Below are 18,746 nucleotides of genomic sequence, written 5' to 3'. Positions count from 1 at the left end.
GGGCAATGACACAATACGCCGCCATCATGCTGGCCGCCGGATTTGGAATTCCGATCCTGGCCGCGCTTAACGCGGCGCTGGGCAAAGTCATCGGGTCGCCAACGACGGCTGCTGTTGTGCTGTTTGCCATTGCCTTCATCGCCTCGGCGTTGATCATGGCGCTGTTTCCCGGATTTGCGGCCTTGTCCAAGGTTGCCCAGGCGCCGAAACACCTGTTGCTTGCAGGTGTCCTGATTGCTTTCTATGTCCTGTCGATCACCCACGTCGCACCACATTTTGGCGTGGGCAACGCTGTATTCTTTGTGCTGCTCGGGCAATTGATCAGCGCCGCGGCCATCGACCATTTCGGCCTGTTCGGCGCACAGGTCGAGCCGCTTACTTTCATGCGGATGGGCGGGATCGCTGTCATGGCCATTGGCGTTGCGATCACTCAACTGGCCTGAGGACCCCGCTCTCAAGCCGAACCATCCGGTCCATGCGCGCCGCCAGGTCAAGGTTGTGGGTAGCTATCAACGCCGACAACCCTTCGTCCCGTACCAGCTTCATCAATGTATCAAAGACCTGATCCGAGGTTTCGGGGTCCAGATTGCCCGTCGGTTCATCCGCCAACAAAACACGGGGCGCATTGGCCAATGCCCGGCAAAACGCCACCCGTTGTTGCTCCCCACCAGAGAGCGCTGCGGGGCGGTGGCTGGCGCGTGCGGCCACGCCGACACGGTCCAGCAGGTCCAGCGCTCGGGCCTGTGCGGCCTTGTCCGACACACCATTGGCCAGTTGCGGCAGAGTGATGTTTTCCAATGCCGTGAATTCCGGCAGCAAGTGGTGGAATTGATATACGAACCCGACATCCTGACGCCGTAATGCGGTTCTGATCCGGTCGCCTTTGCCCGACACATTCCGCCCGCCGATTTCGACGGTTCCTTCGTCGGGCATGTCCAGCAGGCCAGCGATATGCAGAAGCGTTGATTTACCTGCCCCTGAGGGTGCAACCATCGCTACGGCCTCACCCGCGCGCAGATCCAGATCAACTCCGCGCAAGACCTGCACTTCGCCCGGCTTGCCTTTCAGATAGGTCTTGGTCAGACCCTTCAGACGCAATGTGACATCATTCATAGCGCAACGCCTCGACCGGGTTCAGCCGCGCCGCTCGACGGGCAGGAAAATAGGTGACGACAAAGGACAGGCCAAGCGACAGACCGATGGCCTTGAGCACATCGTTCAGGTGCAGCTCGGCGGGTAAAGCATAGATGCCCCGGATCGACGGATCCCAGACGCCGCCGCCCATCACGTAATTCACGAACGAAAAGATCGGATCGATATAGATCGCGAAGAGGCACCCAAGGAAGACCCCCAAAGCCGTTCCGATCAGGCCGGTAAAAGCGCCGCAGATGAAAAAGACACGCAGAATCGATCCTTCGCTTAGGCCGATGGTGCGCAGGATGCCGATATCGCGGCCCTTGTTCTTGACTAGCATGATCAGGCCCGAGACGATATTCATCGCGGCGATCAGAACGAGGATCGAGAGGATGATGAACATTACGTTATCCTCGACTTCCAATGCCCGCAGGAACCCACCGGATGCATCCTGCCAGGTCCAGATCTGGCTGCGCTCGCCCGATGCCTCGAGGATGGAAATCAGAATCGGGCCCAGTTCTTCGGGCTTTTCCACCATCACTTCGATCTCATCCGCCACACCTTCGCGATTGAAAAAGCCCTGCGCCTGCGAAAACGGCATGTAGACACGCGTGCGGTCGATGTCATAGCGCCCGGCCGAGAACACATAGACAACGCGGTAGGCATTCACGCGGGGCGAAGTACCGAAGGCGGTTTTTACCCCGTTGGGCGAGGTCAACTTGACGACGTCCCCCACGGTGGCGCCTATGCTGCGCGCCACGCCTGACCCAATTGCAATGACATCCTCACCCGTCTGAAATTCTGACAAGTCCCCCACAGCCTGCTCTGCCTGGGCAATACCCGGCAGATCGAGTAGATCGTCGGGGCGGATGCCAAACACTTCAACGCCGCTGCTGCGGTCGCGGTTGGTGATCAGCACCTGCCCCTTCACCAAAGGAGCCACGCGTTGAACACTGGGCACTTGTGCGATACGGGCGGCGCGTTCCTCATAGTCGGCGATTGTGCGATCCACCCGCCCCTGGGCATCGATCTCGCCTGACGAATAGACCGTCACATGCGCGTTGGCGCCCAGAATGGTGCCGACAAATTCCGAACGGAATCCGGACCGGACCGCCAGTGTCGCGATCAGGGCAAACACAGCCAGTGTGATCCCGATCAGGGAAATCCAGGTCATCACACTGACGCCGCCTTCGGCCCTGCGGGCCCGCAGATAACGCCAGGCTATTTTCCATTCAAAAGAGGCAAAGGGCGGGGGGGTCTTGGCCATACTTGCTCCGGGTGTTCTTGTTCGCGGGGACAGTTTCGGCATTTCACCCGATGGTCAAGCCGGTTGTCCCTCTGACCCGACTCCTCAGCCTGAATGAGCCGAATCAACTCGGTGTGCAACTGGAACGATTGAGCCAAACGGATGACTTCGGAAGTTGGCGTTACACCATGAGTTGTGAAGCGCATCACAGACAAACCGATATTGTTTCATGTATGAAGTTAATCATCGCGCTTTGTGAGCTCCTGAATCGAAAAGGCAACAATGGGCGCGAAATTTTATTACTCTTTTTGATTATTTTCAGAAACTTTGTCACCCTGTCTACGGGGGAACACATTTAAGGAGCGGGGGTCGCTCAATGAATTTTCAAATTTCAACCAACGGTGCGGGGGTTATTCCGTCCCGCCAAGCATCGACAGAACTGGATTGCGAGACAGCGGCGCTGCTGCGAGCGGCCATTCGGCCAATCTTTGCCAGCGCGGCAAGCTGGGGCAATCTGACGGATATTCTGAAAGACAAAGGGTACCGTCTGGTTTTCCGGCAAGGTCGTCTGTGTTTAACGGATCGAACCACGGACGCGCGGGTTTGCGGGTTGCAGTTTCTGGGCCTTGAGTTTCGCGAACTGGTCAGTCGACTGGGCCGACCGATCGTGGTGGCACGGGGCGACGGGGCCAATGGGGACATCCTGGCAAAGCGTCCGACAGCGGACCAAAGCTGAAGTCTGAACCGGGTGTCCTGGTCAGGCCGCGAGTGGCGGCCAGAGCAATATCATGGCCGCCTTCATGGATCAGGTCAGTTTAACGTGACAATCAGAGCAGGTACGGATGCTTGTGCTCAGGCAATCTGCTCGTAGATTTCAGCAACTTTGGTAACGGCGACCTCGGGGCTCAGTTCCTCGCTTTCGCCGGTCCGGCGGCAGGTCAGCTCAACAACACCATTCTTCAGACCACGTGGGCCGACCGTGATCCGCCACGGCAGACCAATCAGATCCATGGTCGCAAACTTGCCCCCTGCCCGTTCGTTGCGATCATCATAGAGCGGTTCCAGCCCCAAGGCCGTCAGAGCGTTATAGATTTTGTCGCAGGCGGCGTCAGCTTCTTCATCACCCTGCTTCAGATTCACGATGCCACAATGGTACGGGGTCACACCCTCGGGCCATATGATGCCTTTGTCGTCATGGCTGGCCTCGATGATCGCGCCAACCAGACGACTGACGCCGATCCCGTGGCTGCCCATATGCACCGGAACCGGTTTTCCATCAGGGCCCTGCACAGTCGCGCCAAGCGGCTCGGAATACTTCGTGCCGAAGTAGAAGATCTGCCCAACTTCGATACCACGCGCCACGCGGCGGCGTTCTTCGGGGATCTGATTGAACAGCGCCTCGTCATGCGTTTCATCCGTGCGCGCGTATTTCGAGGTGAACTCTTCCAGAATGGCCTGACACTGCTCGTGGCTGTCATAGTCAATCTCACGATCACCAAAGGTCAGGTCGGTGACGGCGCTGTCATAGAAGACCTCGGATTCACCGGTATCGGCCAGCACGAGGAACTCATGCGTATCATCGCCGCCAATGGGTCCGGAATCTGCACGCATCGGGATCGCCTGAAGGCCCATGCGCTCATAGGTGCGCAGATAGCTGACAAGATGGCGGTTATAGGCGTGCAGCGCGTCTTCCTTGGTGAGGTCGAAGTTATAGCCGTCCTTCATATAGAACTCACGGCCCCGCATCACGCCGAAACGCGGGCGGATTTCGTCACGGAACTTCCACTGAATCTGATAGAGCGTCAGCGGCAGGTCTTTGTAGCTGTTCACGTGGCCACGGAAGATATCAGTTACCAATTCTTCGGCTGTGGGTGTGAACAGCATGTCACGGTCATGTCGGTCCTTCATCCGCAGCATCTCCTGACCATAATCATCATACCGCCCAGATTCACGCCACAGATCCGCCGACTGGATGATGGGCATCTGAATCGCGATGTGACCGGCCCGCGCCTGTTCTTCGTGGACGATGTTTTCCAACTTGCGCAGCACTTTGAAACCCAGCGGCAGCCAGGAATAAATCCCCGCAGAGGCCTGCTTGATCATCCCGGCACGCAGCATCAGCCGATGGCTGACGATCTGGGCCTCGGAAGGGTTTTCCTTGAGAACGGGCAGAAAGTAACGGCTGAGGCGCATGGGTTAACCTTCAAAGGTAAATTTCGACTTCAAAGGTGATTATGTCAAACCACCGCCGGGGGCAATCGGGCATTGGTGTTTTTGCGACTTCGCATCAGTCGGTTTTTTGATTGACCCTCCAATCGGGAACTCCAATTGTGGCGCAAACTCAAAACCCATGAGGCCTTGATGCAGACCATTCAGGAACCCGCCCGCAGCATTCCCGTTGTCCACTCTACAGACGTGCTGGTCGTCGGGTCCGGTCCTGCCGGTTTGGCCGCAGCACTGGCCGCAGCGCGGACCGGTGTGGACGTCTCGCTGGTTGACCGGTTCGGGTGCATGGGCGGCAACATCACCGCCGTCGGCGTCGAAGGATTCGCGTGGTACCGGCACGAGCAAACCGTCGAGGCAGGCGGCATCGGGATGGAATTTGAAACCCGCGCCAAAGAGATGGGCGCGGCGGTGCCCGAAAGCCAGTCGCTCAGCTATGAACTCGACAGTGAAGGGTTCAAGCTGGTGGCGGACAAGCTGGTCGAAGAGGCGGGTGTTTACCCAATGCTGCACCGGCAATTCGTCGCCCCCATCATGGAAGGTGACCGGATCATCGGAATCATCACCGAATCCAAGGCCGGGCGTGAGGCGATACTGGCCAAGGTGGTAATCGATGCCACCGGCGACGCCGATGTGGCCCATCGCGCGGGGGCTCCGACGCATAAAACGCCACGGGAAGACATGATGGCCGCCTCTGTCATGTTCCACTTGGCGGGCGTCGACAAACGTGCCTTTATCGAGGGCGTCAAAGCAGACCCGCAGACCTACAAGGACTGGGGCGGCGGCGGTGAGTGGAATATCGAAACCAGCGGGAAAGAGGACGACATGTTCTCACCCTTCGTGCACAAGCCCTTCCAGCAGGCGATTGATGAAGGTCTGATCCCGCCGCATCTGAACACCATCGCCGGCACCTGGGGCGCGATGCATGACACAGGCGAACTCACCTACATGAACCTCATCCACCTGGCCGAGATCGATGGTACCGACCCCGACAGCCTGACGCGCGGTGAAATCAAAGGGCGCCGCCAATCGATGATGGCTATCGAAGCTTTGCGCCGGTTTATGCCCGGTTGCGAGAACGCGCGGCTGCGGAATTTCGGGATGACCATCGGTATTCGTGACACTCGCAAGATCGATGCGATGTACAACATGACCGAAAACGACGCCCGTTATCAGGGCCGGTTCGAGGACACGATCGGCATCTACCCCGAATTCATCGACGGGTATGGCATCCTGATCCTGCCGACCACGGGGCGGTATATGCAGGTCCCGTACCGCTCGATGCTGCCCAGGGGCATCAAAGGCCTGTTGGTTGCGGGACGGTCACACGGTGCCGACCGGGTGGCCCATGCTGCCACGCGAAACATGGCCTGCTGCGCAGTCATGGGTCAGGGCGCGGGCGTTGCAGCCGCGATGTCGCTGAAGGGCAATCAGGAACTGAATCAATTGAATCTGGTACCTGTACACACGGAACTAGAGCGTCAGGGGGTCAGGATTCACTGATGGACAACATTCCGACAATAGACATCTCGCCGCTGTACGATCATGGCACCGCAGCCTTTGATGCAACGGTACAAAGCATTATTGAGGCCTGCGCGGGGATCGGGTTTCTGTCCATCACCGGGACAGATGTGTCTCAGCAATGTATGGATCACGTCCGTCAGACCACACGAGAGATCTTTGCCATCACGGACTCCCGCAAATGGGATCAGGCCATCACGCGCGAGAATTATCGCGGTTATATCCCGATGGGTTTTTTCACACCCAACGATGGATCCGGCAAAGCCGACAAATACGAGGGTTACAAACTGCACCACGAGGTTGCCGCCACCGATCCCGTGCGCGCTGAGTGTGCCCTGTACGGCCCGAACCTGTGGCCCGCTGAAGTCCCCGAGGCCAAAGAGGTCATCCTGAGTTATTGGAGTCAATTGGACCGTGTCACTGATCTGTTGCTGGGCGCATTGGAATCCGGCCTGGGCTTGACCTCTGGCATTTTGCGCGACGCATTCCGAAACCCGATGACCAATATGACACTGCTACACTATCCCCCGCAGGCTGCGGATGAAGCGGGCTATGGCATCCATCCGCACAAGGATACGGACGCACTGACCATCATCGCGCCTGACCCGGTGGGCGGGCTCGAGGTGCAGACCCGTAGCGGCAAGTGGATTTCACCGGACTGCCCACTTAGCGGCTTTGTGGTGAATATCGGCGACATGCTGGAGCTGTGGTCAGGCGGGCGGTTGAAATCCACGCCACATCGGGTGGTGAACAGATCGGGCAAAGAGCGGTACTCGTTCCCCTATTTCGCCGTACCCCGCCATGACGTCATTGTTGAACCATTGTTGCCCGCCCTGCCCGGCTTCGACCGCCCGGCAGTTCATTGTGGTCACTGGTCGGCGGAAATCTGGCGCACCAACTGGCCCGATGAAACCGCGGAAGAAGGCACCCCGGAACTGGGGACGTTGCACGATTGAAGCCGGCAAAGCCCTTCCCAATGAAGCGCTTGCATCATGGGCTTTGATACGCCAAGAACACCGGCAAGGGCCTGAACAAGGGGATCGCCATGGCTTTGCCGGTAAAGGATCAGCTGAGATACTGGAGCGTCGCCGCTGCGGTCTTTGTGTTGATCCTCTGGGCCTTGGGGGATGTCCTGCTGCCCTTCGTCATTGGCGGAGCAATTGCATACTTCCTTGATCCCGTTGCGGATCGGCTGGAGCGGCTGGGCCTGTCGCGTATGGCCGCCACGGCAATTATCACCGTCGTAGGTGTTTTGGGATTTGTACTTGCGATTTTGATGGTGGTACCTGCTCTGATCACCCAGCTGCTGGATCTGATCGACGTTCTGCCTGATCTGTTCAAGCAATTGCGCGGGTTCATTGAAAAACAGTTCCCGTCCTTACTGGATCGAGAGTCGAACACGCATCAGATGCTTTTGTCCTTCGGCGAAACACTGAAATCCAAGACAGGGGATGTTCTGGAAACGGTTATTGCTTCACTTGGGTCTGCGATAAATATTGTTGTCCTTCTGGTGATCGTACCCGTCGTGGCTGTTTACCTGCTGCTGGACTGGGATCGCATGATCGCCCGCATCGGAGAGCTCCTGCCGCGTGACCATGCCCCCACCATCAGGCGGCTGGCCGGTGAGATTGACGCCGTTCTGGCCTCTTTCGTGCGCGGGATGGGAACGGTCTGCCTTATCCTTGGCACCTATTATGCGGTTGCCCTGATGCTTGCCGGTCTGCAATTTGGCTTGATTGTGGGTTTCATTGCGGGATTGGTCACGTTCATCCCTTATCTGGGCGCCCTGATCGGAGGCTCATTGGCCATCGGGCTGGCGCTGTTTCAGTTCTGGGGTGATTGGGCTCATATCGGGCTGATCGCAGGCATCTTTGCCATCGGACAGGTCACCGAGGGAAATTTCCTGACACCCAAGCTGGTGGGCAGCTCTGTCGGGCTGCACCCGGTCTGGCTGCTGCTGGCCCTGTCTGTCTTTGGGGCTTTGTTCGGGTTTGTCGGCATGCTTATCGCCGTGCCCGTGGCCGCAGCATTGGGCGTGCTGACCCGATTTGCCACATCGCTGTACCTGGACAGCCGACTTTATACCGGTCTTGAAGGTCAGGATCAGGAAACCGAGTAAATGGCCCGACAACTCAGCTTTGATCTGCCCGCCAAGACTGCGCTCGGGCGAGAAGATTTCTTTGTGTCGCCAGCCAATGCTTTGGCCGTGGCGATGATCTCGGCCACATCCTGGCCGGGAAACAAGCTCGTTCTGACTGGCCCGGCTGGCGCAGGGAAAACCCATCTGGCGCATGTCTGGGCCGCGGAAACCGGCGGACGCATCATTCAGGCCGCTGACCTGCGGTATGACGACGTCCCGGATCTGGCACGCAGGCCAATTGCCGTCGAAGACGTGCCCATGATCACCAACGAAATCGACCAGCAGAAAACGCTGTTTCACTTGCACAACCTGGTTCTGGCCGAAGGGCACGCCTTGTTGATGACAGGTCGGCTTGCCCCGAAATTCTGGGAATTGCCGCTGGCGGACCTGCAAAGCCGGGTCGAAGGCGCCCATCACGTGGCGCTGGATCCGCCCGACGATGCGTTGCTGGGTGCGGTTCTGGCCAAGCTGTTCGTAGATCGGCAGCTGAACCCCGGCCCCGAGGTGATAGCCTATCTCGTCAAACACATGGATCGGCGATTTGAAACTGCCGCCGACGTGGTGGCGCAGCTGGATCAATTGGCCCTCATGGAAAAACGCGACATCACCCGCACTTTGGCTGTGCGGGTTCTGAACATGGGCCCGGATGAGATCGAGACGGGTGATTGACCCGCACCCGCCAATTTCGCATCCTCACACAGCATTATCTGGAAGACACATGGATCAGACCGCTGCAACCGACATCCCTGATTGGGGGCCTTTCGGAAAGCCACTGTTCGACGAGCCTGGAACCCGGGCATTGTCGCGTGTCGGAGTTGTCGATGTCGGATCCAACTCGGTCCGAATGGTCATCTTTGACGGTGCGGCCCGATCGCCGGCCTATTTCTACAATGAAAAGGTCATGTGCGAATTGGGCGCGGGCCTGTCCGAGACCGGTCGACTGAATCCGCGTGGACGCGAACGTGCGCTGGCGGCGCTGCGACGGTTTCAGAATCTGGCGGTGGATCTGGAATTGCCGGGTCTGCATGTCGTGGCCACGGCAGCTGTACGCGAGGCCAAGGACGGACCGGATTTCTGCAATCAGGTGAAGGCGGAAACCGGGCTGCACGTGGAAGTCATCACCGGAGAAGAAGAAGCCCGTTTTTCAGCTCAGGGTGTGTTGCTGGGATGGCCCGGCGCCTATGGCCTGATCTGCGACATCGGCGGATCTTCGATGGAGCTGGCCGAGATCGGGGACGGTCAGGTGGGCCGCCGCCTGACCTCGGCGCTCGGGCCACTGAAACTGCGAGATATTAAGGGCGGACGGCGTGCACGCAAGGCCCATATCAAAAGCACGATGGAAAAGCTGCGCGATGAGATGGGTCCGCAGCGGGATCGTCTATTCCTTGTTGGCGGCAGCTGGCGGGCATTTGCCCGGCTGGACATGCTGCGGCGAGGCTATCCGCTGATCGTTCTGCATGAATACCGAATGACGACAAAACAGGTCCGCGAAACGATCAAGTTCATTGAAAAGAACGATCATGAAAAGCTGCGCAGCCAGGCCGGTGTATCCAGCTCGCGCATGTCGCTCATCCCCTACGCAATGGACGTTCTGGCCCGGCTGATCCGAACGTTCAAACCAAAGGATATCGCTATTTCCAGCTACGGGATCCGTGAAGGATTGCTGTATGAACAGATGTCGCAGGAATTGCGCGACCGCGACCCGTTGATCGAAGCAAGCCTTTTTTCCGAATCCAAGGATGCCCGCCTGCCCGGATTTGGTCGCAACCTCTACGATTTCGTAATGCCGCTGTTCAAATCTGCCCCCCCCAGCAGCGTTCGACTGATCAAGGCTGCGTGCCTGCTGCACGATGTCAGCTGGCGTGCTCATCCCGACTACCGGGCCGAAGTCTGTTTCGACAACGTCACCCGCGCCAATCTGGGTGGTTTGAAGCATTCCGAACGTGTCTTTATCGGGCTGGCCTTGCAGCACCGGTATCGCAACAAACGCGAGGGCAACCGGTTTGCACCCTTGTATGATCTGCTGGACGAAAAAGGCCAGAAAGAGGCCGAGATCTTGGGCAAGGCGATGCGCTTTGGCGCGATGCTGTGGATGCATAATGACGCCAATATGGGGCGCCTGAAATTCTACCCCAAAAAGCGCGAGTTGGAACTGTATTTGCCCGAAGCAGCGGCCCCCCTATTCAGCGAAGTTGCCGAAGCGCGCCTGAATTCTCTGGCAAACGCCCTGAAATCCGATACGCGCGTGATCATCAGGGGCTGACCATCGATCCGATCAGATATCAGTTGCTCCTTCGGGCAACTCTTCACCCTCGTTTTCAGGCTCTGGCGGTTCCTCGGCCTGCTTCCTGCGGATGATGATGTCGCCATTGGGCAATATCTCGGGCGCTTCATAAGCGCTCCAGTCCTTGATCTCAGCCCCCAGCTCGGCCAGTGCCGGGCCCATTTCCCGCAAGAACGACTGCATCGCCGGGCCAAACTCATCCGCGAGGCCCAGCAGCTCATCCAGCGCCGGTTCCATTTCCTTGCGCAGACCTTCAAAAAACAGTTCAGCCCCCTGCTCCATCAGGGATTTGCTGTTTTCCTCCTGCGACATGGCGGGTGCGGCAATGCCAACCGTGATCATGCTGATCAGCAAAACGTGTTTCATACCTGATATATAGTCCCCCTGCCGCAGGCGTGAAAGGTCACAGGTCGATGTCCAGCGTGACCGGGAAATGATCCGACGCCGTCAACAGCGCCTGTCGCAGGTCCGGTGCGGACCAGCAGACCGCGTCGCGAAACGGATGCCAAATACGCCAGGCCGGACGGTATGCACGCAGATCCTGGGTAATCATTATATAATCCAGAAGAGCCTCGAGAAACCTGCCTTCTTTCGGACGGGCAAAGCGGGCCGTGGAGGGTATCGATCCGGGCCGAAATCCATGAGCAGTTACCGCGTGCGGGTCGAACAACCCCGCTTGCAGCAAAATCTCGACCGAAGACCGGCCGAACAGATGTTCGAACTCATCCAGCCCGGGACCGTCGTTCAGGTCTCCCAGCAAAATGACAGGTTCTTGGTTTGCAACGTGCAACTCGACCCGCCTGGCCAGCCAGACCGCCTGCGCCAGTTGCTTGCGGCGGTTGGCAATCGAGATACGGATCGCCTCATCCCGCGACTCAGCCCCATGCGGAGCCTTGGATTTCAAATGAGCGCCGATCAGCCGGACCTCGCGGCCCGATTGCGTGGTCACCGCCAATTCCATCGGTGGTTTGGAAAACCGCACAACATCCTCGGTCGCATCTATATCCAGATCGATCCTGAACTCGCTATCGAACCGGGGGGCCAACGGGTCGTCGATGTCACCCCTGGGATCATGGCGCGCGGTAAGAACGGTCCTGTCGTAAAGCAGCGCCAGCTCCTGATGCGTGTCGTTGGCAAACCCCATCACCGCGTCAGAGGTGCGCAGATCAAACGCCTCGGCAAAGGTTTGCAGGGCCCGCACCGTATTCTGGCGTTTACCGGTGTTCGGAGCCTCGACGATCAATACCGCGTCTGCATCAATCGCGGTCAGCACTTTGGCAATCGCCTCGACCTGCTGCGCCTTGGTGACGTCATGCCGACCGGACCAGGTGTCATCGACAATCAGACTGTCTTTTTGATCAAAAAGATTTGCGAACCATTCGATATTATAGGTCGCCAGCCGCATCCTGTCAGGCCCGCGCCCCGTTGATCTCATCCCAGGCGCGGTTGATATCGATCATCTTTTTCTCGGCCAGTCTGATCGCCTCTTCCGGGACACCGCGCGCCATCATGGCGTCCGGGTGCGTTTCGCGGACCAGTTGTCGCCAGACTTTGCGGATATCGGGCAATAGCATGTCCTGCGGCACACCCAGAACCGTGTAAGGATCTTTTGGAGCATCCGGCACAAATCGCGCCCGCAATGCTTTGAATTGAGCGTCGGTCTGCCCGAAGATCTTGCTCACTTCTTCCAAAAACGCGTTCTCATTGGGGTGGTAGAACCCATCGGCCATGGCGATGTGAAACAGCCCTTCCATCAGGTCGCAAAGCGTGGTGCTGTCTTCGGCAAACATCCGGGCGATCTTGCGGGCATAGTCCTGATACCCCGCCACATCCGTGCGGGCCATGTTGAAGACCCGCGCGGCACCTTCTTCGTCTTCACGCGCGATCTGAAACACATCGCGGAAGGCCGTAACCTCGTCTCGTGTCACCTGACCGTCTGCCTTGGCCATTTTTGCGCCCAGCGCAATCACTGCAATCGTGAACGCCACCGAACGTTCCGGGGGCGAACGCAGTTTTTCAAAAACTGCGGTCAGGCTTTCGCCTTGGGCCAGCGCACTGAGCGCTTCGGATATGCGGATCCAGATCGACATGGGCATACACTAGCGTCACAATCCGGGACTGTCAGGTGCGACAGATCACTCAGGCGAAAGAATTTTCTGCATCAGCACAAGATCCAGCCGTTGACCCCATTTGAACCCTACTTCGGGCATTCGACCAACCTGCAAAAAGCCCAGCGCCGCGTGGAACGCCACAGCGCCCGGATTGGCCGAGGAGATGCCTGCAACCAACACATGCAGCCCGTCGGTTCGTGCGGCCTCCTCCAGCGCTTGCATCAAAGCACGCCCAACGCCCTTTCCGCGCCCGTCCGGTGACAGCTGGATCGAGTGTTCGCGCGTCTGCGCGTATCCGGGACCCGCACGAAACGGGGCATAGGTGGCAAAACCAACAACTTGCCCATCATGTTCGGCGACCAGAAATCCGGTGCCCCGCGCCGAGATGTCCTCAGTGATTTGCGTCGTGCTGCGCTCATCGGTCGTGAACGTGATCAAGGACTCGCGAATGATCGCATTGGTGATCCTGGCGATTGCGGGCGCATCCGCCCGCATGGCCGTGCGAATGATCATTCCAGCACCCGAATCCCATGAGGAGTCTCGAATTCCGCCCTGAGCGCGGCCGGGCCGGTGTCGAACACCACATGATCCAATGCACCCAGATGTTTGGCCAGCGTCAATGCATCCGGGTGGTACACAACCAAACGCCGCAGCCGACAGACGCTGTCTTGCAGCATGTCGACCGGGTGAAGGTCGCCCTGCCATTCGATAAGTGCGGGAAACAGGTTGTCGAACGGCAAGCGCCCGGTTGGCGGAACCGCCATGCGCCATCGTAACGCCCCCCGGGTCAGGTCGATCGGTTTCCCGACACCATCGGGAAACATCGAAAGCGAGGCTTCGATATCCTCGACCCGGCAAATCCAGTTGGTCAGACGCGGGCTGCCCTCAAAGCGGTCCAGATCGAACCACCGCGTTCTGCCCGGAGTTTGCGCCTGCGGGTCGATCGCAATCGCTTCCAGATAGAGCCCGCCCCTGAGACCCAGCAACTTGTTGTATGTCCCGAACGTCTCGTGCTTGCCGCCGGGTTGCAGGGCAACGCCAAGCGCTTGTTCGATATGGGCAGTTGCGTCTTCCAGCGTTTCACCCGCGACGGCCAGATGATCCAGTAACATGCGCCACCTCCTGCAAATTTTACGGCCAGATCCTTGCGGATCTGGCCGTATGTTTTCGCCAAAGAGGCGCGATCACAAGAGGTTTCGAAGAAAAACCTGACCTTCGTCAACCGCGCGCTTCGCTGATCAGGCGCAGGATGTCCTGAGCGGCCTCGGGAATGTTGGTGCCCGGACCAAAGATAGCCTTGACCCCATGATCGTATAGGAACTGGTAGTCCTGCTGCGGGATCACCCCGCCGCAGATCACGATGATGTCCTCGGCCCCGGCCTTTTTCAGCTCTCCCACCAGTTGCGGGGCCAATGTCTTGTGCCCTGCCGCCTGCGAGGAAATGCCGACCACATGCACGTCATTGTCGACCGCGTCCTGCGCAGCCTCAGCCGGTGTCTGGAACAAGGGGCCCACGTCCACGTCAAACCCGATATCGGCAAAAGCGGTCGCGATGACCTTGGCACCCCGGTCGTGTCCATCCTGCCCCATCTTGACCACCAGCAGACGGGGGCGGCGGCCTTCGGCCTCGGCGAATTCCTCAATGGATTTCTGGATCGCGGCAAAGCCTTCGTCACCCTCATAGGCCGCGCCATAAACGCCGGCCAGGGTTTTCACCTCGGCGCGGTGGCGGCCGAATTCCTTCTCCATTGCCATGCTGATCTCTCCTACGGATGCGCGGGCACGGGCGGCCTCGACGGCGGCGGCCAGCAGGTTTCCTCCCTTGCGGGTGGTCGTGGTCAGTGCGTCCAGTGCCTGTTGACAGGCGGCCTCGTCCCGCGTTGCACGGATACGTTCCAGCCGTGCGACCTGAGCTTCGCGTACGGCCACGTTGTCGACGTCCAGGATATCGATCGGGTCTTCCTGTTCCTTACGGTACTTGTTGACCCCGACGATGACCTCTTCGCCCCGGTCGATCATGGCCTGACGGCGGGCCGCGCTTTCCTCGATCCGCAGCTTGGGCATACCCGAGGCCACGGCCTTGGTCATACCACCCATTTCCTCGACCTCTTCCATCAGGGCCCAGGCTTTTTCGACCAACTCATTGGTCAGGCTTTCGACATAGTAGGACCCGGCCAGCGGATCGACCACATCGGTTACACCGGTTTCTTCCTGAAGCACCAGTTGCGTGTTCCTTGCGATGCGGGCCGAGAAATCCGTGGGCAGGGCAATCGCCTCGTCCAGCGCGTTGGTGTGAAGCGACTGTGTGCCGCCCAGTACTGCACTCATGGCCTCATAGGCGGTACGGATGACGTTGTTGTAGGGGTCCTGTTCCTGCAAGCTGACACCCGAAGTCTGGCAGTGTGTCCGCAGCATCTTTGAGCGTTCGGACTTTGCCCCGAACTCGGTCATGACCCGGTGCCACAGCGTGCGTGCGGCACGCAGTTTGGCGATTTCCATGAAAAAGTTCATACCGATGGCAAAGAAGAAGGAAAGGCGACCTGCAAACTTGTCGACGTCCATACCCGCTTCGGTCGCGGCCCGAACGTATTCGCGCCCATCGGCCAGCGTATAGGCCAGCTCCTGAACCAGGTTCGCCCCGGCCTCTTGCATGTGATAGCCCGAGATCGAGATCGAATTGAACTTGGGCATTTCATTCGAGGTGTATTCAATGATGTCCGAGATGATCTTCATCGACGGTTCGGGCGGATAGATATATGTGTTGCGAACCATGAACTCTTTCAGAATGTCGTTCTGAATGGTGCCGGACAGGACAGATTTGTCGTGACCCTGTTCTTCACCCGCAACGATGAAATTCGCCAGAATCGGGATCACCGCACCGTTCATGGTCATCGAGACCGAGACCTTATCGAGCGGGATGCCGTCGAACAGGATTTTCATGTCTTCGACACTGTCGATGGCCACGCCAGCCTTACCAACATCACCAACCACCCGGGGATGGTCGCTGTCATAGCCGCGATGCGTCGCCAGATCGAACGCGACCGAAACCCCCTGCTGACCGGCCGCAAGATTGCGACGGTAGAATGCGTTGGATTCTTCGGCGGTGGAAAAGCCCGCATATTGACGGATCGTCCACGGACGGCCCGCATACATCGTGGCCTTCACGCCGCGTGTAAACGGACCAAAGCCCGGCAGCGAGCCCATATGCGGCAAATCGGCGGTGTCTTCCTGCGTATAGAGCGGCTTGACCGCGATGCCTTCCAGAGTCTCTTTGGTCAGGTCGTCCAACGGACGTCCGCGCAGCTCTTTCTCGGCCAGCGCTTTCCAGTCCTTCGTGTCGGTCATTTCGGTTTCCTCTCGTCAATTCGGATGGCGGCAGTCGAAAGCTTCCGCATTGAGGTCCTGCACTTGGCCGTTTCATTCAGGCGCAAGCGCGACATTTTGAGTGTTAGGAACAAATCGTCGGTCGCAATCGGTGGCACAGAGGCTATATTCGAAGGAACAGGAGGCCACATGACACGCACGCTTGCCTTTGTTTTCTCGGCACTAATCCCGCTGTCCGTCTGGGCAGCGGATGGCACAGCGACGACGGATGACAACTTTGTCCGCCCGGTAGGTGACAGCGAACTCAGCGATTTTCTCTGGGTCAGCCGCCCGATCGTGGTCTTTGCCGACACGCCGGCGGACCCGCGGTTCCAACAACAGATCGACATGTTGCTCGAAGGTGAGGCCGCCATGCGTGAACGCGACGTGGTGGTTCTGACCGATACCGATCCGTCGGCGCGGTCCCCGATCCGGTCACAGTTGCGGCCGCGTGGGTTCCAGATGGTATTCGTCGACAAGGACGGTGTGGTCAAACTGCGCAAACCTTCTCCGTGGAGCGTGCGCGAGATTGGCCGGTCCATCGACAAGACCCCCCTGCGCGAACGCGAAATCCGCGATCGCCGCGAAGGCGGCTGAACGCTTTCGCCACCCCGAAAGACCCCGGCACGGAATGCCGGAGGCTTTGACTGGTATGACAAACGCGCGATCATGATCACTCGAACTCGATGATCACTTCGTCCACAGCGAGGCTGTCGCCGGGGCCCGCATTGATCTTGGCAACGGTGCCCTTCTTCTCGGCGCGCAGGATGTTTTCCATCTTCATCGCCTCAATTGTGCACAGCGCCTGACCTTCCTGCACCTCTTGCCCCACTTCGACGTCGATCTTCACGACAAGGCCGGGCATCGGGCAAAGCAGCATTTTCGAGGTGTCGGGCGGCAGTTTTTCGGGCATCAGACGCGCCAGTTCGGCCTGACGCGGGGTACGTATCTGCACCTTGAGGTCCGCGCCGCGGTTACGGATGCGGAACCCACCCGAGACCTTGCCCACTTTCATGACCAGCGGCGCGCCGTCGACCATCATGGTGGCCAGCTGATCGCCCGGGGTCCAATCGCCCGTCACCCTCATTTCCTGACCATTGTCGAACCTGACCGTGGCCCCATCCTGATCCGCCATCACCTTGACAGGCCACTGGATCTCGCCCCCCAGGGTGACAACCCAATCAGTGCCGACCTTGCGTTCGTGATTGTCCATCCGGCCCGACACACGGGTCCGGCGAATTTCGGCAACGCGATGCATCGCCGCGCAGGACGCTCCAATCCGACGCAGGTCCGCCTCGGGAAGTTCCACGCCTTCGAACCCGTCCGGGTATTCTTCTGCAATGAACGCCGTGGTCATATCCCCGCTGATGAATTTTGGATGATCCATCACGGCGGACAGGAACGGCAGGTTGTGGCCAATGCCTTCAACCTCGAAACTGTCCAGCGCCACGCGCATCGCCTCGATCGCCTGCTCGCGGGTCGGAGCCCAGGTACACAGCTTGGCAATCATCGGGTCGTAATACATGCTGATCTCACCGCCTTCATAGACGCCGGTATCATTTCTAACGGCAACATCCCCTTCGGGCGCATCCCCTTGCCATTTGCCGTTGACCAGCATCGGTCCGGCTGCCGTCTCCTGTGGCGGGCGGTACCGGGTCAAACGGCCAATCGACGGCAAGAAGCCGCGATACGGATCCTCGGCGTACAGGCGGTTTTCGATCGCCCATCCGGTCAGCACCACGTCATCCTGCGTGATTGAAAGCTCCTCACCCGCTGCGACGCGGATCATCTGTTCGACCAGATCAACGCCGGTGATCAATTCGGTAACAGGGTGTTCCACCTGCAAGCGCGTGTTCATTTCAAGGAAGTAGAAGTTCTTTTCACCGTCAACGATGAACTCGACTGTGCCCGCGCTGGAATAGCCCACGGCCTTGGCCAGAGACACGGCCTGCTCCCCCATGGCCTTGCGTGTCGCTGCGTCCAGAAACGGCGACGGTGCCTCTTCCACGACTTTCTGGTTCCGGCGCTGGATCGAGCATTCGCGCTCGCCCAGATAGATGCCGTTTCCATGACTGTCGCACAGAACCTGAATTTCAATGTGACGCGGTTGGGTCACAAATTTCTCGATGAAGATCCGGTCATCCCCGAACGAGCTTGCGGCTTCGTTCTTTGACGACTGAAAGCCCTCGCGCGCTTCGTCATCATTCCACGCGATCCGCATACCCTTGCCACCGCCCCCGGCGCTGGCCTTGATCATGACAGGATAGCCGATCTGGTTCGAGATTTTGACTGCCTCGTCGGCGTCTTCGATCAGCCCCATGTATCCGGGAACTGTCGATACGTTTGCCTCCTGAGCGATTTTCTTCGAGGTAATCTTGTCGCCCATCGCCTCGATCGCACCTTTCGGGGGACCGACAAAAGCCACGCCTTCGGCTTCCAGCGCTTCGGCAAACTTGGCGTTTTCGGACAGGAAGCCATAACCCGGATGGACCGCCTGCGCGCCGCTCTGACGGATGGCATCCATGACCTTGTCGATCACGATGTAAGACTGGTTGGCAGGTGGCGGGCCGATATGAATGGCTTCATCCGCCATCGACACATGCAGCGCGTTCTTGTCCGCGTCCGAGAAAATGGCGACGGTGCCGATACCCATCTTGCGGGCAGTCTTGATAACCCGGCAGGCGATCTCGCCCCGGTTGGCGATCAGGATCTTATTAAACATGG

The 18,746-nt window shown here is 58.8% G+C and carries 18 protein-coding genes; 8 read left to right on the top strand and 10 right to left on the bottom strand.

Annotated features, from left to right (window positions below):
- Window positions 1-5 precede the first annotated feature (5 nt).
- On the top strand, window positions 6-443 hold the full coding sequence (locus tag AC2FFA_RS07095) for a DMT family transporter (protein ID WP_117868292.1): 438 nt from the start codon (window positions 6-8) through the stop codon (window positions 441-443).
- Here AC2FFA_RS07095 and AC2FFA_RS07090 read toward each other — a convergent pair.
- A complete protein-coding gene (locus AC2FFA_RS07090; RefSeq protein WP_496675593.1) occupies window positions 427-1,113 on the bottom strand; it encodes an ABC transporter ATP-binding protein in 687 nt (228 codons plus the stop codon). The genes AC2FFA_RS07095 and AC2FFA_RS07090 overlap by 17 nt on opposite strands.
- Window positions 1,106-2,401: a lipoprotein-releasing ABC transporter permease subunit gene (locus AC2FFA_RS07085; protein WP_496850771.1), complete on the bottom strand. Its 1,296-nt coding sequence runs from the start codon at window positions 2,399-2,401 to the stop codon at window positions 1,106-1,108. The genes AC2FFA_RS07090 and AC2FFA_RS07085 overlap by 8 nt, the downstream gene beginning before the upstream one ends.
- A 355-nt stretch (window positions 2,402-2,756) precedes the next feature.
- On the opposite strand from AC2FFA_RS07085, the gene AC2FFA_RS07080 reads away from it, so the two are divergent.
- The gene (locus tag AC2FFA_RS07080; RefSeq protein ID WP_299641745.1) at window positions 2,757-3,116 is read left to right on the top strand and encodes a hypothetical protein; all 360 of its coding nucleotides are present in this window, start codon (window positions 2,757-2,759) and stop codon (window positions 3,114-3,116) included.
- Window positions 3,117-3,232: 116 nt separating this feature from the next.
- Here the strand turns inward: AC2FFA_RS07080 and proS are convergent, their stop codons facing one another.
- Entirely contained in the window at window positions 3,233-4,573 is a 1,341-nt protein-coding gene (gene proS / locus AC2FFA_RS07075; protein ID WP_117868287.1) for a proline--tRNA ligase, read from the bottom strand.
- Window positions 4,574-4,741: 168 nt separating this feature from the next.
- On the opposite strand from proS, the gene AC2FFA_RS07070 reads away from it, so the two are divergent.
- The 5 genes from AC2FFA_RS07070 to AC2FFA_RS07050 all read left to right on the top strand — a co-directional run bounded on the left by AC2FFA_RS07070 (window position 4,742) and on the right by AC2FFA_RS07050 (window position 10,527).
- The gene (locus AC2FFA_RS07070) at window positions 4,742-6,106 is read left to right on the top strand and encodes an FAD-dependent oxidoreductase (protein ID WP_496850770.1); all 1,365 of its coding nucleotides are present in this window, start codon (window positions 4,742-4,744) and stop codon (window positions 6,104-6,106) included.
- Window positions 6,106-7,080 carry an isopenicillin N synthase family dioxygenase gene (locus AC2FFA_RS07065; protein WP_496850768.1) on the top strand — a complete coding sequence of 325 codons (975 nt, stop codon included), beginning with the start codon at window positions 6,106-6,108 and terminating at the stop codon, window positions 7,078-7,080. Before AC2FFA_RS07070 ends, AC2FFA_RS07065 begins: the two co-directional genes overlap by 1 nt.
- Before the next feature lie 89 nt (window positions 7,081-7,169).
- Window positions 7,170-8,243 carry an AI-2E family transporter gene (locus AC2FFA_RS07060; protein WP_117868285.1) on the top strand — a complete coding sequence of 358 codons (1,074 nt, stop codon included), beginning with the start codon at window positions 7,170-7,172 and terminating at the stop codon, window positions 8,241-8,243.
- Window positions 8,244-8,933, top strand: a complete 690-nt coding sequence (locus AC2FFA_RS07055) for a P-loop NTPase family protein (RefSeq protein WP_496850767.1) — start codon at window positions 8,244-8,246, stop codon at window positions 8,931-8,933. It abuts the gene before it with no gap.
- Between the two features lie 49 nt (window positions 8,934-8,982).
- Window positions 8,983-10,527, top strand: a complete 1,545-nt coding sequence (locus AC2FFA_RS07050; protein ID WP_496850765.1) for a Ppx/GppA family phosphatase — start codon at window positions 8,983-8,985, stop codon at window positions 10,525-10,527.
- Window positions 10,528-10,539: 12 nt separating this feature from the next.
- Here the strand turns inward: AC2FFA_RS07050 and AC2FFA_RS07045 are convergent, their stop codons facing one another.
- The 6 genes from AC2FFA_RS07045 to scpA form a co-directional block, all read right to left on the bottom strand.
- The gene (locus AC2FFA_RS07045) at window positions 10,540-10,914 is read right to left on the bottom strand and encodes a hypothetical protein (RefSeq protein WP_496850763.1); all 375 of its coding nucleotides are present in this window, start codon (window positions 10,912-10,914) and stop codon (window positions 10,540-10,542) included.
- Window positions 10,915-10,951: 37 nt separating this feature from the next.
- Complete coding sequence (locus tag AC2FFA_RS07040; RefSeq protein WP_496850761.1) at window positions 10,952-11,953, bottom strand: endonuclease/exonuclease/phosphatase family protein; 1,002 nt, start codon at window positions 11,951-11,953, stop codon at window positions 10,952-10,954.
- A gap of 4 nt (window positions 11,954-11,957) precedes the next feature.
- On the bottom strand, window positions 11,958-12,638 hold the full coding sequence (locus tag AC2FFA_RS07035) for a TerB family tellurite resistance protein (protein WP_496850760.1): 681 nt from the start codon (window positions 12,636-12,638) through the stop codon (window positions 11,958-11,960).
- Window positions 12,639-12,683: 45 nt separating this feature from the next.
- Entirely contained in the window at window positions 12,684-13,172 is a 489-nt protein-coding gene (locus AC2FFA_RS07030; RefSeq protein ID WP_496675840.1) for a GNAT family N-acetyltransferase, read from the bottom strand.
- Window positions 13,169-13,771, bottom strand: coding sequence for a VOC family protein (locus tag AC2FFA_RS07025; protein ID WP_496850758.1), 603 nt, complete (start codon window positions 13,769-13,771; stop codon window positions 13,169-13,171). Before AC2FFA_RS07025 ends, AC2FFA_RS07030 begins: the two co-directional genes overlap by 4 nt.
- A 106-nt stretch (window positions 13,772-13,877) precedes the next feature.
- Window positions 13,878-16,004 carry a methylmalonyl-CoA mutase gene (gene scpA, locus AC2FFA_RS07020; RefSeq protein WP_496850756.1) on the bottom strand — a complete coding sequence of 709 codons (2,127 nt, stop codon included), beginning with the start codon at window positions 16,002-16,004 and terminating at the stop codon, window positions 13,878-13,880.
- 168 nt (window positions 16,005-16,172) lie between these two features.
- Between scpA and AC2FFA_RS07015 the strand changes: the two genes are divergently transcribed.
- Window positions 16,173-16,619: a DUF4174 domain-containing protein gene (locus AC2FFA_RS07015; RefSeq protein ID WP_496850754.1), complete on the top strand. Its 447-nt coding sequence runs from the start codon at window positions 16,173-16,175 to the stop codon at window positions 16,617-16,619.
- A 76-nt stretch (window positions 16,620-16,695) separates the two neighbouring features.
- Here the strand turns inward: AC2FFA_RS07015 and AC2FFA_RS07010 are convergent, their stop codons facing one another.
- The gene (locus AC2FFA_RS07010; protein ID WP_496850752.1) at window positions 16,696-18,744 is read right to left on the bottom strand and encodes an acetyl-CoA carboxylase biotin carboxylase subunit; all 2,049 of its coding nucleotides are present in this window, start codon (window positions 18,742-18,744) and stop codon (window positions 16,696-16,698) included.
- Window positions 18,745-18,746: the final 2 nt, after the last annotated feature.

It is taken from the genome of Ruegeria sp. YTSB088 (genome assembly GCF_059609825.1).
The sequence above is the reverse complement of the archived record's forward strand: the minus strand, read 5'-3'. Positions and strand labels throughout refer to the sequence as shown.

Bases quoted from the DNA above. Each gene is read 5' to 3' on its own strand.
- proS (WP_117868287.1), bottom strand. From the start codon at position 4,573: ATGCGCCTCAGCCGTTACTTTCTGCCCGTTCTCAAGGAAAACCCTTCC.
- AC2FFA_RS07085 (WP_496850771.1), bottom strand. From the start codon at position 2,401: ATGGCCAAGACCCCCCCGCCCTTTGCCTCTTTTGAATGGAAAATAGCC.
- AC2FFA_RS07015 (WP_496850754.1), top strand. From the start codon at position 16,173: ATGACACGCACGCTTGCCTTTGTTTTCTCGGCACTAATCCCGCTGTCC.
- AC2FFA_RS07040 (WP_496850761.1), bottom strand. From the start codon at position 11,953: ATGCGGCTGGCGACCTATAATATCGAATGGTTCGCAAATCTTTTTGAT.
- AC2FFA_RS07055 (WP_496850767.1), top strand. From the start codon at position 8,244: ATGGCCCGACAACTCAGCTTTGATCTGCCCGCCAAGACTGCGCTCGGG.
- AC2FFA_RS07065 (WP_496850768.1), top strand. From the start codon at position 6,106: ATGGACAACATTCCGACAATAGACATCTCGCCGCTGTACGATCATGGC.
- AC2FFA_RS07045 (WP_496850763.1), bottom strand. From the start codon at position 10,914: ATGAAACACGTTTTGCTGATCAGCATGATCACGGTTGGCATTGCCGCA.
- AC2FFA_RS07070 (WP_496850770.1), top strand. From the start codon at position 4,742: ATGCAGACCATTCAGGAACCCGCCCGCAGCATTCCCGTTGTCCACTCT.
- scpA (WP_496850756.1), bottom strand. From the start codon at position 16,004: ATGACCGACACGAAGGACTGGAAAGCGCTGGCCGAGAAAGAGCTGCGC.
- AC2FFA_RS07090 (WP_496675593.1), bottom strand. From the start codon at position 1,113: ATGAATGATGTCACATTGCGTCTGAAGGGTCTGACCAAGACCTATCTG.
- AC2FFA_RS07030 (WP_496675840.1), bottom strand. From the start codon at position 13,172: ATGATCATTCGCACGGCCATGCGGGCGGATGCGCCCGCAATCGCCAGG.
- AC2FFA_RS07025 (WP_496850758.1), bottom strand. From the start codon at position 13,771: ATGTTACTGGATCATCTGGCCGTCGCGGGTGAAACGCTGGAAGACGCA.
- AC2FFA_RS07050 (WP_496850765.1), top strand. From the start codon at position 8,983: ATGGATCAGACCGCTGCAACCGACATCCCTGATTGGGGGCCTTTCGGA.
- AC2FFA_RS07010 (WP_496850752.1), bottom strand. From the start codon at position 18,744: ATGTTTAATAAGATCCTGATCGCCAACCGGGGCGAGATCGCCTGCCGG.
- AC2FFA_RS07035 (WP_496850760.1), bottom strand. From the start codon at position 12,638: ATGTCGATCTGGATCCGCATATCCGAAGCGCTCAGTGCGCTGGCCCAA.
- AC2FFA_RS07060 (WP_117868285.1), top strand. From the start codon at position 7,170: ATGGCTTTGCCGGTAAAGGATCAGCTGAGATACTGGAGCGTCGCCGCT.
- AC2FFA_RS07095 (WP_117868292.1), top strand. From the start codon at position 6: ATGACACAATACGCCGCCATCATGCTGGCCGCCGGATTTGGAATTCCG.
- AC2FFA_RS07080 (WP_299641745.1), top strand. From the start codon at position 2,757: ATGAATTTTCAAATTTCAACCAACGGTGCGGGGGTTATTCCGTCCCGC.